At 73.5% G+C, this 14391-nt stretch carries 11 protein-coding genes; 4 read left to right on the top strand and 7 right to left on the bottom strand.

Annotated features, from left to right (window positions below):
• Window position 1 precedes the first annotated feature (1 nt).
• The gene (locus IPQ09_21165; protein MBL0196686.1) at window positions 2–979 is read right to left on the bottom strand and encodes an adenylate/guanylate cyclase domain-containing protein; all 978 of its coding nucleotides are present in this window, start codon (window positions 977–979) and stop codon (window positions 2–4) included.
• Window positions 980–1126: 147 nt separating this feature from the next.
• Between IPQ09_21165 and IPQ09_21160 the strand changes: the two genes are divergently transcribed.
• Window positions 1127–5380 carry a cyclic nucleotide-binding domain-containing protein gene (locus tag IPQ09_21160; GenBank protein ID MBL0196685.1) on the top strand — a complete coding sequence of 1418 codons (4254 nt, stop codon included), beginning with the start codon at window positions 1127–1129 and terminating at the stop codon, window positions 5378–5380.
• A 102-nt stretch (window positions 5381–5482) separates the two neighbouring features.
• On the opposite strand, the gene IPQ09_21155 is transcribed toward IPQ09_21160, so the two are convergent.
• From IPQ09_21155 to IPQ09_21145, 3 genes are read right to left on the bottom strand one after another with little or no spacing between them, the layout of a single operon-like run.
• Entirely contained in the window at window positions 5483–6466 is a 984-nt protein-coding gene (locus tag IPQ09_21155; GenBank protein ID MBL0196684.1) for an alpha/beta fold hydrolase, read from the bottom strand.
• A gap of 26 nt (window positions 6467–6492) precedes the next feature.
• Window positions 6493–7731 (bottom strand): alanine racemase, encoded by a 1239-nt coding sequence (locus IPQ09_21150; protein MBL0196683.1) that lies wholly within the window; start codon window positions 7729–7731, stop codon window positions 6493–6495.
• The gene (locus IPQ09_21145; protein MBL0196682.1) at window positions 7728–8363 is read right to left on the bottom strand and encodes a class I SAM-dependent methyltransferase; all 636 of its coding nucleotides are present in this window, start codon (window positions 8361–8363) and stop codon (window positions 7728–7730) included. The genes IPQ09_21150 and IPQ09_21145 overlap by 4 nt, the downstream gene beginning before the upstream one ends.
• Window positions 8364–8472: 109 nt before the next feature.
• Between IPQ09_21145 and IPQ09_21140 the strand changes: the two genes are divergently transcribed.
• On the top strand, window positions 8473–10011 hold the full coding sequence (locus IPQ09_21140; protein MBL0196681.1) for a VWA domain-containing protein: 1539 nt from the start codon (window positions 8473–8475) through the stop codon (window positions 10009–10011).
• 135 nt (window positions 10012–10146) lie between these two features.
• Window positions 10147–11337, top strand: a complete 1191-nt coding sequence (locus tag IPQ09_21135) for a serine/threonine protein kinase (GenBank protein MBL0196680.1) — start codon at window positions 10147–10149, stop codon at window positions 11335–11337.
• On the opposite strand, the gene IPQ09_21130 is transcribed toward IPQ09_21135, so the two are convergent.
• Entirely contained in the window at window positions 11338–12102 is a 765-nt protein-coding gene (locus tag IPQ09_21130) for a hypothetical protein (GenBank protein MBL0196679.1), read from the bottom strand. It abuts the gene before it with no gap.
• A 77-nt stretch (window positions 12103–12179) separates the two neighbouring features.
• Here IPQ09_21130 and IPQ09_21125 point away from each other — a divergent pair, with 77 nt between their 5' ends.
• Window positions 12180–13379 (top strand): serine/threonine protein kinase, encoded by a 1200-nt coding sequence (locus IPQ09_21125; protein MBL0196678.1) that lies wholly within the window; start codon window positions 12180–12182, stop codon window positions 13377–13379.
• Window positions 13380–13404: 25 nt separating this feature from the next.
• Here IPQ09_21125 and IPQ09_21120 read toward each other — a convergent pair whose 3' ends face one another.
• Both IPQ09_21120 and IPQ09_21115 read right to left on the bottom strand, forming a co-directional pair.
• Entirely contained in the window at window positions 13405–13740 is a 336-nt protein-coding gene (locus IPQ09_21120) for a copper-binding protein (GenBank protein ID MBL0196677.1), read from the bottom strand.
• Window positions 13741–13946: 206 nt separating this feature from the next.
• On the bottom strand, window positions 13947–14351 hold the full coding sequence (locus IPQ09_21115; protein ID MBL0196676.1) for a hypothetical protein: 405 nt from the start codon (window positions 14349–14351) through the stop codon (window positions 13947–13949).
• Window positions 14352–14391 lie beyond the last annotated feature (40 nt).

Below are 14391 nucleotides of genomic sequence, written 5' to 3'. Positions count from 1 at the left end.
GCTAGGGCATCCGCGTGCCCGCGATGCCCTCGCGGGGGGAGACGAACACCAAGGAGAGCGTCCGCGCCACGACGACGCGGGCCCCGAGCGGCAGCGGCACCTCGCAGCCCTTGCCGACCGTGACGCCGTTCACCTCCGTGCGCGCGTCGGAGAGCGCGCGGAGCGCGAAGCCGGTCGTGCCCCGCCGAAGCTCGAAGTGCCACCGGCTGATCATCGAAGTGGCCTCGGGACTGGCGGCCTCGAGCACGACGTCGTTCGCCTTGACCCCCTCATGCTCGGCGATGCGCCCGAAGCCGAGGAGATCGCGGCGCGGGAGGGTCCAGACGCGTCCCGTCTCCTCGCACCGAACGCTCGTGGGAAACGTGGCCTCATCCTCCCACTCGAGGGCCACGAGCGTGACGGGCGGCTCGACCCCCTTGAGGTGGGCCGCAGGGAGCGCCCGGCATCGCATGCGCAGCGCAGGCGGAAGCTCGAGGTAGGCCGCCCGCGTCAGCCGTAGCTCCGCCTCGGCCAGCCCCTCTTCCTTGCCGCTGCCGGCGACGCGCGCGCACAGGTTCACCGAGTCACCCGCGACGCTGACGCCGTCGGTGAGCACGAAGCCCCAGTGGAGCCCGCCGCGAAGCGTGAGGTGGTGCTCGCGGGGGCGAGCGAGGTTCTGCGCCGAGGCGGCGCGCTGGATGGCGCTGAGGGCCTCGGCCGCCGAGGGGGCGTCGGGAAAGACGAAAAATGCGCCGTCCCCCGCGGTGTCGACCAAGCGGCCGCCGTGCGCCCCGATGGCCTCCTGGACGAGGTCGAAATGGCGCTGCTGGAGCGCCCGCCCCGCGACGTCGCCGAAGCGTCGGAAGTACTCCACCGAGCCCACGACGTCGGTGACGCACACAGCGAGCGTTTGCCCAAATCGTCGCTGGAGCGCCGCCGAGAGCTCGTCCTGGAGGCGAAGGAGCTCCTGCAGCGTGGGGGACTCGGTGTCGAACGCCATGGGTCTGGGCAAAGTGTATCGACTGCGCGCGCGCCTGTCGCGAAAGTGGCGCAGGCAACGCGTCACGGCGCTTCGCGCGACGCGAAAGCGTCGTTCGTGGGCGATTTTCCCCGCGAGGCGGCGAAGCTTTCGTACGATGACGCCGCGATGGCCACCGTCACGTCGCTCCGAACCGACTGGGAGAGAGCGGTCGAGAGCAATCGACCGCAAGACGCCCTCACCGCGTTGAGAGGACTGCAACGCCTGGAGCCGAAGGAGCCCCGCTGGCCCCACCGCCTAGGCGAGACCCTGCGACGCCTTGGCAAGCACCAGGAAGCGGCCGAGGCCTTCCTTCGCGCGATTGAACTCTACCACACCCAAGGCTTCGCGGCCCGCGCCGAGGCGCTCGCGAAGTCGGTGCTCCAGCTCTCCCCGTCCAAAGCGGACGTGGTGGCGCAGATCCGAGCGCTCCCCACACCTTCGGGGCCCTCGAGTCCTTTCCTGGCGGGCTCGGCGAAGATGCGGGCGGCGGCTCCTACCCGCCCGTCCGTCGACCCTGAGGTCGCCGCGAGCCCGAAGCGCGCAGAGCCGCCGCCGCTTCCACCGTCCGAGCTGCTGACGGCGCCCGGCGCCGAACCAGGGCGCACGGCGCCGGCGTCGTCGACTCCCCCGGGCGCCTCGGCGAGCGCCTCCCCCACGGCGAGGCCGGCCGACGAGGCACCGGCCACGGGCACGCCACCCGCCGAGGGGCTGGCCTCAGGAAAGCCGCCCGGCGAAGCACCGGTGCGGCGGGGGCCGCCCCCGATCCCCACGGCCGCGACTCCCCGCTTCGACACCGATACGAAGCCGAGCGCCGGTAGGCTCCTGATCCCCCGTGAAGATGGCGACGAACGGAGCTCGTCGCGGGTGGAGGTCGTGCCTCGGCGCGCGCCCGACCCGCCCCCGGTGCCACGCCGCGCCTCGACGACCATGCCGGTCCCCGCGCCGGCCCCAACCCGGCCGGTCCTCCCACGCGAGGAAGAGGACGACGCGCCCTCGTCCCGACGCGATCACAGCGTCGAGGTCGTGGGGCCCGTGGGGCCGCGCGCGTTCCCTACGCGACAGAGCCTGGAGCGCTCTGACCTCCGAAGCCCGAGCGAGGCCGCTCGCCCCTACACTTCCTCGACCTTCCCGACGCGCCCGGCCCTCGATCTCGGCCTCGACCTCCGCCGCCAGGCCGCCGACGCACCGCCTGCCTCCCGGCGCGACCAAGAGGGCGAGCAGCTCGGGCCCCTCCGAGCACGTCCGCCGACCGCGCCGCCGCCCTCGAGTCGCCCCGTCCCCGCCGTCGAGACCCCCCGCGTCCCCGCCGTCCGAATGCCGCCGGCGGCGCTCGGCGTCGCGCGAGAGGACGACGACGTGCCGGCGTCTTCCCGTCCGCACGCGATCGAAGTCCTCGCGCCAGCGCGGGAGCGCCGCTCGGAGCGCGCTGAGCCGCCGTCGTCGCGGCCGGCGGCGCTCCAAGAGCGGACCGCTCCGCCCCCGCTCGGCGGGCGCGCGGGGCCGCCCCCGATACCGCGCGCGGCGGTGGAGCCCCCCTCGTCGTCGCGCGTGCCTGGGTCTGTTCGCCCCCCTCGCTTCGACCCGAGGAGCGACGACGCCCCCCTACCGCTCGCAGCGACTCCACCACCCACATCCACCCACACCTCTCCGCCCGCCTCCACGCCCCCCGAGGAGCGCGAACGCGTGCTCGGCGCGGCCGCACCGCCCGTTCCCCCGGTGGCCCCCGCTCCCGACGCCACGCCAGCGCCGCCGGCGGTCGCGACATCGCCGGCACCGCCCGCTCCCGCCGCGGCGCTAGCGCCGCCGGTAATCGCCCCACCGCCGGCGCCACCGGTGGTCGCTCCATCGCCGACACCCGCGGCGCATCGCGCGGAGGCTCCGCCCGAGGCGCGCCCCCGCCCGCACGTGCTGGTCCCGGAGCCGGATCCGTTCCCCAGCGCCCCGGCCAACGCTTCCCCACCGGCGGCGCTCGACAGGCTTGTCGCCGTGGCGGCCCCCGTGCGCGAGCCCGCGGCCTCCTATCCGACGCCGCCCTTCGGCTCGGTCCGGAGCGCGCCCCCAGGCCCCCTCGGGGTCGGCGAGGTCGAGGGGAACGGCCTCGACAGCGCCCTCGCGGCGGAGCAACTCCGATCGCCGCGCCTGCCCTCGCGTGACCTCGACGCCGCGCCGGCGCTCGCCCACGCAGCGCGGCCCGAGGCCGAGGAGCCCCGCGGACGCCATGGGGCACCGACCCAGCCCCCGCCTCCGCTCGAGCTCGCACCGAGCCCCGTGTTCGAGGCGGTGCCACGCCGCGAGCCTCCACCGGTTCCCCTCGCGCAGCCCGCGCCCGAGCAGCCCGAGGCGCCCGAGCCTCCGCCGACGCTCGACCCCGCGCGCGAGCCTCCACCGGTTCCCCTCGCGCAGCCCGCGCCCGAGCAGCCCGAGGCGCCCGAGCCTCCGCCGACGCTCGACCCCGCGCGCGAGCCTCCACCGGTTCCCCTCGCGCAGCCCGCGCCCCTTCCAGTCGCTCCGCCTCCCCTCCCGGTCGCCGGTCTCGCCCTTCCGGTCGCTCCGCCTCCGCTCCCCGTCGCGGCGCCCGCGGTGGGCACCCCCGGGCTCGAGCCTCCGTCGCTCTCGGAGGACATCGTCATCGACGTCCGCGACTCCGAGCCACCTCCGTCGCGGCCTCTCCCCACGCTCCCGGGCGCGGGCGAGCCGCTGTTCCCGCTCGGCTCGCGATACACCATCCCATTTCCGTTCGAGCCCCAAGAGGACGCCCCCCCCCCCTCGAGCGTCCGACCGCCGCTCGGGGCGCCGCGGGTGGCGGAGCCGCTCGCCTCGGGCCCGCGCGCGGCGGCGCCATCCCAGCCCGCGATCCCCGAAGCCTCGGCGGCCGCGGACCTGGCCGAAGCGCCCGAAGCGCCCGTCGACTCGCTCGACGTGATCGAGGTTGAGGACGACCTCGAGATCCTCGAGGTCATCCCGGCGCCGAAGCGTGCGCCACCGCTCCCTCCGCGCCCGGCGCCGCGGCCGCTTCCCGCCAGCCCGGTCGAGCCTCCAGCCGCCGCGGCGGCGTCCAACGCGCCAGCTACGCCACCCACCTCGCCGGCGCTCCAGCCGCCGGCGCCTCCGGCGCTTCCGCCAGCAGCAGCCGTAGCGGCAGCCCCGCCTGCGAGCGCGGACCCCGCGGAGCTCGGCGCACCGCCCGGAGGCGACGAGCTGCGCCACACGCTGCCCTTTCCCTCCTCCGACGTGCAGCTCGAGTCGAGCCCCGGCTCGGTCCGGCGCCCGCCTCCCGCCGAAACCCTCGCGGCCAGCGCACGCCAGACGCTGATCGGAAACCCGCTGCTGGCGGTGGCAGAGGCGCGGGCGCGGGTGCCGACCGTCGCCCCCGTCGTGGCGGACGCCCCGCACACGGAGGACACGCCCGCGGGTCTCGCCGCCGCGCCCGACGTCGAGACAGCTGCGCCCGCTCCCACGCCCGCCGCGCCGGACATCGAGACGGCTGCGCCCGCTCCCACGCCCGCCGCGCCCGACATCGAGACGGCTGCGCCCGCTCCCACGCCCGCCGCGCCCGACATCGAGCCGGCTGCGCCCGCTCCCACGCCCGCCGCGCCCGACATCGAGACGGCTGCGCCCGCTCCCACCACGCCCGCCGCGCCCGCGCCTGTCGTCACACCCGATCTCTTGGGCGCGCTCGTCAGCGATCTTGGCTCCGAGGCGGCCAGCGCCGTCGCGGCCAGCGCCGCGATCGTCGAGTTCCCGGCGACGTCGCCGGTCTTCACGCGCGACGAGCCCGCGGATGGCCTCTACGTGGTGCTCTCCGGCCGACTCCGGGTGGACGGGGTGACGCTGGAGGCCGGGGCGCTGGTAGGCGCGGAGGCGATCCTGGCCGGAGCGCTCCGCGCGCATGACGCCCAGCCGATCGGCGACCTGGCGACGCTCGTGCGGATCCCGCGGACGGCGCTCGAGGGGCTCTCGAAGACGTACCCCGAGGTGGAGCTCGCCGTGCGGAGGCACCTCGAGCGGAATCTCATCGATCGCCTCCTCGCGTCCTCTCCCCTCTTCTCCGTGTTCGATCCCGACACCCAGAGGCAGTTCCTGGAGCTCTTCGAGCTACGCTCGGTGACCGCCGACGAGACACTCGAACAGCGGGGCCAGCGCGCAGATGCGCTCTGGATCTTGCTCGTGGGTCAGCTGACTCTCGAGGACGAGGGGGGGAGCCTGACCTCGGTTCCCGTGCGCGGCATCGTCGGGGCCGGAGCCGTGCTCGGCGCGCCCGCTCCAGCAACCCTCCGGTCGACGCGCCCCGGACTCGTGCTTCGGCTAGGCGCCCGACGTTTCGGGCGCCTGATGCTCGAGTACCCGCCGGCGCTGGCGCACCTGTCCGAGCTGACCTAGCGAGACGCCACCCACCTGGGCCGCGCGACGGCTCCACAAACCATCGAATCTCCATGAGATTCGGTCGTCTCAGCGGTCGACGAGCGCGCCCCCGCGGCGCGCTCAAGATGACGTCAGAAAGTCGGCGATGGGCTCGAAGATGCGGGCCTCGGCGTGGTTCGCAACGAACAGGTCGGCGTGCGCGATCGGCCACTCCTCGGTGCCGACGAGCAGCAGCTCGCGGCGCCCAGCGCCGACCTCGTCGTACACCGCGCGCGCCGTCTCTTCGGGGACGATGCCGTCTTGCCGCCCGACCACGACCATCACGGGGTTGCGAACCGACCGCAGCCCACGCGAGACGTTGACGCCGCGGACGACGAGCTCCCGCCGCCCGACCCACTCCGCGATCTCGCGGTTCAGCGAGGCCACCGGGTCCTCGACCGTGCGGACGAGCTCGCTCGCACGCGAGAGATCGGTCGAACGCGCGTTGATGTAGAGCGACAAGAGTCCAGGCGCGACCTTCGCGAGCGCCGGCAGGGCCAACCTGGCCGCCTGCCGGGTGCCCGCGAGCCGCACGTTCCCGACAACCCACGGCGACACGAACGCGGCGCGCAGCAGGGGGTGCACGCGGCGCCAGGTGACGAGACCCCCGAGGCTCACGACGCTGCCCACGCGCTCGACCGCTCCCTCCACGAGGACGAGGTGCGCGAAGGCGAGCGTGGCGCCGAGGCTGCAGCCGATGAGGTCCACCGTCGTCGCGCCGGTGCGTGTCTCTCGGGCGACGAAGGCCAGCGCGGCGCCGAGGTCGTCGACCGCGAGATCACCGAGGCTGAAGTCGACCACGTGGCCGCGCGTGCTCTTGCCTTGACCTCGGAGGTCGACGCTCCACACCTCGAGGCCGCGCGCCGCGAGGGACGCCTCCAGGGAGCGGCCGGTCGGATGGAAACCGAACACGAACGAGTTCATGCCGTACCCGGGGACGATGAGCACGGGCCGCCTCGCGAGTCCTGGGCCTCGAGCCGAGGCGTCGCCACCGCCCACCGTGCGCCGCAGCGAGAGGATCGGTCCGTGGCTCGTGGGGAGGGAGAAGTGGTCGACGTGACTCATGGTGGTGCCTCGTAGATGCTTCGCGGTCAGCCGAGGAACACCTGGCCGTGGCCGCGGTAGGTGCGCGCGCGGCCCTCGAGGTGCTCGCCGCGCACGAGCAAGTACTCGGCGAAGTGCTCGGCGAGCTCCCCCGCCTTGGCGTGGCGAAAGAAGACGGTGTCGCCGATGGCGACGTGCTGGGTGGACGGCACGAGGAGGGGCGTCTGCACCTCGCCCACGCCCTCGAGAGGCGCGAGGGTGAGCCCCTCCGGGAACCACGGCGAGGGCAGACGATCCGCCGCCGCAGGCCCCGAGGCCACGTAGCCGCCGCCCGCGCAGGTGTAGATGCCAGGCGCCGCCCGCCGAACCACCCGCAACGCGAAGAACGCGGCGGGCTCGGGCCGGACCCCCCGATACCGATCGAACAGGTGGCTGCAGAGGAAGCCGGAGCCCACCGTGAGCTCGGTGAGGGTCGACTCCTCGGCGCACCAGGCGAGGTTGCCAGTGCCGCCGCCGTTCACGATGCGCGGAGGGCGCCCGGCGGCCTCGAGCGCGCGCACCACGCGGGCCCGAGTCGCCTCGACGTCGGCGCGTGATCGGGCCTTCAGCGCGCGGCGCGCGAGCCCGTCGAGTCGCCCGCCCGGCGGGTCGTCGGAGAGGCCGGCGATCTGCGCCTCGTAGCCCATGAGGCCGCCGAAGCGGAGGCCCGAATACGTGCCAATGCGCTCGGCGAACGAGAGCGCGTCGTGCTCGCCGCGGAGCGGGCTGCGCCGCACCCCGAGGTGGAGCGCCGAGCCCAAGGGTCGATAGGCTACGTCGAGCTCGAGGACCACGGAGAGGGTCGTCGTCCGCTCGGTCGCGGCGGCGTCGAGCACCTCGAGCTGCGCGTGGTCGTCGACGACGACGGCGAGCTCCGCGCCGGACGCGGCGAGGTCGGCCAGTGAGCGCGCGTCACCGCGCTCGATCACCGGGTACGCGAGCAGGAACCCGCGGAGGCCCTGCCCGTGGAGGAAGGCGGTCTCGGCCGCCGTGTAGGTCATGAAGGTCACGCGCCCGGCCGGCGCGGCGCTCGCGATGCGCCGCAGCAGCTCGGGCGAGCGCACCGATTTGGTCGCCACACGAAGCGGCCTGTTGGCGCCCTGGGCCACATCGAGGAAGAGGCGGACGTTTCGGTCGAAGGCGTCCAGGTCCACGAGCGCGCAGGGGCGCGGCTCGTCGGCGAGGGCGCGGCGGAAGCGGCGCGCGAGCTCGACGCGTCGTGCCGGGGAGGAGCGCGAGGGCGTCACGCGCCCGGCCCGCGCTCGAGCTCGTAGAAGCGCAGCTCGCCCGCCTTCGAGTAGTAGAGCCCGCACCCGACGAACCGAAAGGCGCCCCTGAGGCGAGCTCGATAGAAGCTCCCCGGCCGCGCGAACACCTGCGCGTCGGTGCGCTCGAGGTCGCACACCGTGCGGAGGTCGCGGGCGGTGATGGCCTCGAGGTACAGAAACCCCCGCGAAAGCACGCCCAGCCGCTCGAGGGCGGCCTCTGCGGCGGCGTCATCGAGGTACTGGAGCACCCCCTGGCAGATCACGAGGTCGAAGGTCTCCCGCGCTCGGAACGTGGCGATGTTGGCGAGCTCGTGGCCGTACTTCGAGGCCGCGTACGGGCTCACCTCGAGGCTCCGGTAGTGGACGCTGGGATAGTGCGCGCGGAAGTGGTCGCGCATGAGCCCGGTGCCCGCCCCCACGTCGAGGACCGACTCCACCTCGCCGCCCAGCCACGCGACGTAGCTCATGATCATCGTGGCGAGGTGACCTATCTCGGTCGGCCCGTGGACCCGCGTCGCCGCCCGCTCGTAGTGGCGCTCGTAGTACTCAGGCCCGAAGTGCGAGAGATTTGAGCCCTGCGTTTTCGAGCGTTTCTGCGTCACGTCGCTCACCGTCGGTCACTCTACAGAACTTTTCGCGACGACGCGCGTACGAGCGCGGACCCGTCGCGTTCGCTGGCATGTCGCCGCGGACCCGGGCCCTCGAGAGGAGACGACGGCGATGGTGAACGGCACACGGGCGAGCGCGCAGGCAGTCATCGAACGCACAAAGTCTCGGCCGCCGCGCGCGCGGACCTCCATCGCCGCCGTCATCGCGGTCACATCGTGGATGTCGGTCGTCGCCGGGTGCGCCCCCGAGACACGGATCGTCGTGGCCGCGCCCGCCACCCCGACCAGCGCGACCGCGCCCGGGGCCGCGCTTCCCCTCGCGCAAGGCGCAGCCTCCAGCGAGCCGGCCGACAAGGCCCGCGCCGCCGTGAGCTCGGACGCTATCCAGGTCTTCGCCGCCGCGGAGAGCTCGGTGCTGCGCACCGGCACGTCGCAGGCCTTCATCGGCGTGGGGGTCGACGTGCCGCGGGGCCACGTGGCGTTCCGGCCCAAGGTCGCCGTCGGCCTCCTGGTCGACACCTCCGGCTCCATGGCGGGCGCCAAGATCGAGAGCGCGCGCCGCGCGGCCACGACCTTCGTGCAGAACCTGGTCGACGGTGACGTGGTCGGGGTCGACGTGTTCGACGACACGGCTCGGACGCTCGTCGTTCCCACGGTGCTCGACGCGGAGACCCGCCCGCGAATCCTGGCGGCCATCGCCGCGCTCGGCACCGGCGGCTCGACCAACATGTTCGACGGGCTCACCCTGAGCGAGTCGCACCTCGCCGGCAGCCCGGCCACCCACGCCGTACGTCGCGTCGTCATCCTGTCGGACGGCCGCGCCAACGTCGGTCGCTCGAGCGCGGCGGAGCTCGGCAACATCGCGGAGCGCGGGCTCGCTTCGCGCGTGCAGGTCACCTCGCTCGGGGTCGGGCTCGACTACGACGAGAGCACGTTGAACGCGCTCTCTGTGCGCTCGAGTGGGCGCCTCTACCACATTGGGGACCCTCGCGAGATGACCGCCACTCTCCAGCGCGAAGTGGCCCTGATCGGCGACACCGTGGCCAGCGACGCGAGCCTCGAGGTGGTGCCCGCGCCCGGCGTCCGCGTGATTGGCGCCGAGGGTGTCCATTCGACGTGGAACGGGCGCGCGTTCCGCATCCCGCTCGGCGCGCTCTTCGCAGGACAGCACCGCGAGGCGCTGGTGCGGGTCGCGCTCGACGGCGCCGAGGCCCAGACCGAACGCCCACTCGCGAGCGTTCGCCTGGTCTACCGCGATCCGCGCGACGGCGATCTCGAGCGGGTCAAGGAGACGGTCGCCCGGGTCTCGTTCTCGTCCGACGACGCGGCCGTCGCGCGGGGCGCGGACGAGCGCGTCAAGGCGATGGTGTCGCTCGTGGACGCCGGTCGCGTCCAAATCGCGGCCGCGCAGCGCATCAACGAGGGCGACTTCGCCGCCGCGGACCGCGAGCTCAGCGTCGCGCAGCGGAGCCTCGAGGAGCGCGCGCACGCCACCCGCGACGTCGCCGAGAAGAAGCGCCTCGACTCCCAGGCGCAGGCGCTCGGCGCGACCCGCAGCTCGGTCGCGAAGGCCGCGGCGGCGCCGAAGCCGGTCCAGCGGAGCGAGGCGCTCAAGCTGAACAAGGAGGGCATGAGCACGATGGGTTTCTGACCGTCGACCTCAAGGACCCCCGATTGCACAGCGCGGGGGCGCGAGTTTTCGTAGACTCACGGCGTGAGCGACCGAACGCCACCTCGCGCCGCTGGGCCGGGTGACACGCAGCCTCTGGGTGACCGCACCGTACGCATGGGCGAATTGCCCGCGTGTCCCGCGGCGGCCGCGTCTCCGGCGGCGGCCGGAGTCGAGCCTGCGACGGCCGGAGCGCGTCAGGTCCACCCGACGCTGACGAGCCAGGCCGCGGTCCCGGGCCTCACGCCCGCCCTTCCGGTCCCGATCTCGCCGGTGCCCGCTCACCTCGCGGGCGCCTTGGCGGGGGCTCCGCTCGGCCCCGCGGTGGTCCTCCAGGCTCCGCCCCGCGTGAACACGGGGAGCTTCGCCGCAGCGCCAGCACCCCCGGTGTCGGTCCACGGCAATGAGCGGCCGATCACCGGCAGCTTCGGGGCGGTCCCCTCCACGCGCGGCACGATCAAGCTCCCTGAACCGGGCACCACGCTGCGCTCGACGCGCGGCGAGTACGTCGTCACGTCGGTGCTCGGCGCCGGGGAGTTCGGCGCTGTCTTCGATTGCATCGGGCCGTTCGATCAACACTACGCGGTGAAGGTCATTCGGCCCGCGAACCGGCCGTACGCGGAGGTGCACGCGGAGTGGGCGCGCGAGGCCTCCCGGCTCATGTCCCTCCGCCACCCCAACGTCGTGTACATCCATGACGCCTTCGAGCAGGAGGCGCTCTTCTACCTCGCGCTCGAGAAGTGCGAGCACTCGCTGAAGGACATGCTGGGCGCGCCGATGCAGGAGGGGCTCGTGCTCGAGCTCACGCGGCAGCTCCTCGCGGCCGTGCAGTTTCTCCACGACAACGACGTGGTGCACGACGATCTCCACGCCGGCAACGTGCTGATGAGGCACCTCACAGACCGGCCCGTCGTGAAGATCAGCGACTTCGGGATAAGCCACGAGCTGCGCGGAATGACCGCCATCCGACCCAACGTGGTGCACCACGCGATCATGGCCCCGGAGATCCTCTCCACGGGCTACACGAGCAAACAGAGCGATCTCTACCAGGTGGGTTTGCTGCTGTTCTGGATGGTGACGGGCGCGTCGGCGATCCCTCCCGCGCTCGAGTACAACGAGCTCGTGCGGCTTGTCTCGGAGGGCGAACCGCGCCGCAGGGCGGAGGCCATCGGCACGCCGCTCGGTGCGCTCATCGCCAAGATGCTGCGGCGGCGCGAGGCGTTCCGCTACAGCTCCGCGCGCGAGGTCTGGGCCGATCTGAGAGAGCTCGCGACGTGGAAGGAGCGGCAGCTCTTCCCGAGGCGGTGACTATCGGCGCCGGCGGCGCGCCACGAGGGCGAGCGCGAGCGCAAGCGCGACGCCCGCCACGCCGACCGGGCTGACCCAGCCCGCGGCGCGTGGGTTGGCGGCGCAGCTGTTCGACTCGGCGTCCTCCGGCCTCAGGCCCGAGATCCGCACGCCCGCGTCCTCCTCGGGGAGGGGGATCACCGTGGGCGCCGTGCTCGGCGTAGGGCTGGGCGGCCCGGCGTCCGGCACGGGCAGGGGCGGGGGCGCGGCGTCGCGCGGCGCGGGCTGCGTGATGGTGAAGTCACCGCACGAGTAGAACGTCGCGTTCGCCCCCGTCCCGGGCTCGGAGGGAGTCGGGTTCGGGCAGCCCGCGGCGACGTTCACGAGCTGCCGCACCGCGACCGTGCACGTGGCGCCGCCCCGGCACGCCTGCGGGACCGCGAGCGGCGCCGAGATGGTACGCGCAGCGGTCGCTTGGTCGTCCGCCACCTGGAACACCCCCCCAAGCTGCGCGCCGGCGGCGTTCAGTATGACCGCTTGGAAGCAGCCGAGGCTCGTGTCGCCCGCGCCGTCAGCGAAGGACACGTTGAGGGTCGTGGTCCCCTCTGGGTACGCCTTTGCGCCCGCGGAAGCGACCCCACCGCAGGGCGGGTTCGCGTTCAGGCTGTCGCTCGCCGAGCGCGACGGCGGCTCGGTCACCCGCACCTTCGCGAGCGCGGCGCCCGGGAGCGAGGCGAACGAGGCGAGGACGACGGCCGCGAGGACGATCATGGCTCGGGTGCGCATGCGCCGACAGCTTAGCACGGCGAGGCCGGCAAACCGCCCCGCCCGCGGATGCCCGGTGGTGGTATGAACCCGGGGTCGTGCCAGGCCCCGAAGACGTCAAGCCGGTTCTCCTTGGGCGCTACGCCCTCGTCGCCAAGCTCGCGGACGGCGGAATGGCCACGCTCTACCTCGGGCGCGCGTCCGACGGTGGCCCCGACGACCTCGCGGCGCTGAAGGTCATCAAAGATGGGCTCACCGGCGACGAGGTGTACGAGGCCATGTTCCTCGACGAAGCACGGATCCTCTCCTTGCTCTCGCACCCGAACGTGATCCGCACCCACGGCTTCGGGATCACCCCCGGCGGACACGGCTACATCGCGATGGAGCTGCTGCTGGGGCGCACGCTCGCGGACGCGTGGGACGACCACGCGCGCGCCGATCAGACCATGCCCCTCGCGCTGGGCACGTGGATCTGCGCACGCGTGGCCGAGGGGCTCCACTCGGCGCACGCGCTGCGCGACGAGAACGGGGAGCTCCTCCGGATCATCCACCGCGACGTGAACCCTAGCAACGTGTTCCTCACCCACGACGGGCAGGTGAAGCTCATCGACTTCGGCCTCGCCCACGCCCGCAAGCGCGCGGCGAAGACGGGCGAGGGCATCGTGAAGGGCAAGATCCCTTACCTTGCGCCAGAGCAGGCGAAGCGCTCGGACATCGACCGTCGCGTCGACATCTTCGCCCTCGGCGCCACGCTCTGGGAGGTCTGCACGGGGCGGCGCCTCTTCAAGCGCGACACCGACGCTGGCACGCTCCAGGCGGTCCGGGACGCGGACATCCCCGACGTGAGGCGGCTCCGCCCGGAGGTCCCCGACGCGCTCGCGACCATCGTCCACCGCGCCCTCGCAGAGGATCCGGCGGATCGCTACGGCACCGCCGGTGAGCTTCAGCGCGCCCTCGACGCCTTCCTCGAAGCGCAGTACGGACGCGTCGAGCGGACGGCGCGCGAGGCCGAGCTCAGCGCCTACCTCGACGCCCATTTCCCCGGAGAGCGCGCGCGACAGCTCGCGTGGGTCGCGGCCGCGAGGGCGAGCCGGGCGCCGGCTCCCGCCGTTCCCCCCACCGTGCCACCGCCCGGTCCGCTCGCCGCTCCGCCCGTCCTGCCCCACGCCGCCGGGGGGCCCGCGGGCGATGTCTCCGACGACGCGCTTGGTCGGCCCCGCGTCCCGGTCGCCGTGATCGTGACCCTCGGCCTCGTCGTCGCGGTCGTGCTCTTCGCCCTGGCGGCGCTGCGGAGCTGAGCGCGGCAAGCGCGCAAGCGCTTCGCTAGACTTTTCGGATGGACTCGAGGATGCGGCGGTCGCCCTGCTCGACAAAGGCGACCTCGACACGGTCGCCTACCTCAAGCCCGAGCAGCTGCTCCGGCCTCGCCGGGTGAAACGCCATCGTCATCGCGGCCATGTAGCCCGGGATGTCGTCGTGGGCGATGTTTACGTAACGCCTTGATTTTCCGAATGATTTAATAATACCACGGGTCACGTAGCGGTCCGTGGCGCGGGCGGTCCGTGGCGCGGCGGCGACGAGCACGCCAAGGAGGCCGAGCGAGAACGCGCGACGTGTAGCCACGCGGGAGCCACCTGGGCGAGCGTAATTCGCGGACATGGAGCGCGTCCCTTCTGGGCCACGAGGCGGTGGGATCGGCGTCGCGCCCCCGCGGCGTGCGTCGAAGCATCGTACCGCTGAACCTGGAATTGCGCCCCGAAGGGGCGAACCAAGGTCGACGGTGCCCCCGAGCCGAAGGCGGGGTGGCGCCGAGAACCTAGCTCCGGAGGTGGCGAGGTCAAGTGACGGTCGTCAAGTGGGCGCCCTCAGGTGAACGCCAGCACCTCGGCGATGCGGAGGCCCTCGAGCAGCTCGAGCGCGTCTTCGAGCGAGAGCCCCGTGATGTCGATGATGGTCTCGACGTTCACGCGACCATCGACGAGCGACACGACGAAGCCCTCGCGGTGGTCGAGCATGGCGTCGCGCAGACGATCGTCCGGGAGTATCCGGCGGGGTACGCGGCGCATCACGAACGGATCGCCGAGGAGGCTCGCCGACCCCAGGCGCGGCCGCAGCTCGGCCGGGCCGGCGCCACGACTCTCGGGCGCGGCCATGCGGTACGAGGTGGGGCCATCGACGCCATCGCGCGGCGCGCCGCTCGCGGGCGGCGCCGTGTCGCGCTCGTGCGGGTCGTCGGCCCGCCCCCCTCCTGGAGGCCCCTTGATCACCATTCGCTCCCCCGCTGTCCCGGAACCCAGGATATAGCAGCGG

Source organism: Myxococcales bacterium (assembly GCA_016720545.1).
Taxonomy (GTDB): domain Bacteria; phylum Myxococcota_A; class Polyangia; order Polyangiales; family Polyangiaceae; genus JAAFHV01.
Note: the sequence above shows the minus strand (reverse complement) of the source record. Positions and strands in the feature narration are given on the sequence as shown.

Excerpts from the sequence above, each read along its gene's own strand:
- IPQ09_21165 (MBL0196686.1), bottom strand. The coding sequence starts at position 979 with ATGGCGTTCGACACCGAGTCCCCCACGCTGCAGGAGCTCCTTCGCCTC.
- IPQ09_21160 (MBL0196685.1), top strand. The coding sequence starts at position 1,127 with ATGGCCACCGTCACGTCGCTCCGAACCGACTGGGAGAGAGCGGTCGAG.
- IPQ09_21155 (MBL0196684.1), bottom strand. The coding sequence starts at position 6,466 with ATGAGTCACGTCGACCACTTCTCCCTCCCCACGAGCCACGGACCGATC.
- IPQ09_21140 (MBL0196681.1), top strand. The coding sequence starts at position 8,473 with ATGGTGAACGGCACACGGGCGAGCGCGCAGGCAGTCATCGAACGCACA.
- IPQ09_21135 (MBL0196680.1), top strand. The coding sequence starts at position 10,147 with ATGGGCGAATTGCCCGCGTGTCCCGCGGCGGCCGCGTCTCCGGCGGCG.
- IPQ09_21130 (MBL0196679.1), bottom strand. The coding sequence starts at position 12,102 with ATGCGCACCCGAGCCATGATCGTCCTCGCGGCCGTCGTCCTCGCCTCG.
- IPQ09_21120 (MBL0196677.1), bottom strand. The coding sequence starts at position 13,740 with ATGTCCGCGAATTACGCTCGCCCAGGTGGCTCCCGCGTGGCTACACGT.
- IPQ09_21115 (MBL0196676.1), bottom strand. The coding sequence starts at position 14,351 with ATGGTGATCAAGGGGCCTCCAGGAGGGGGGCGGGCCGACGACCCGCAC.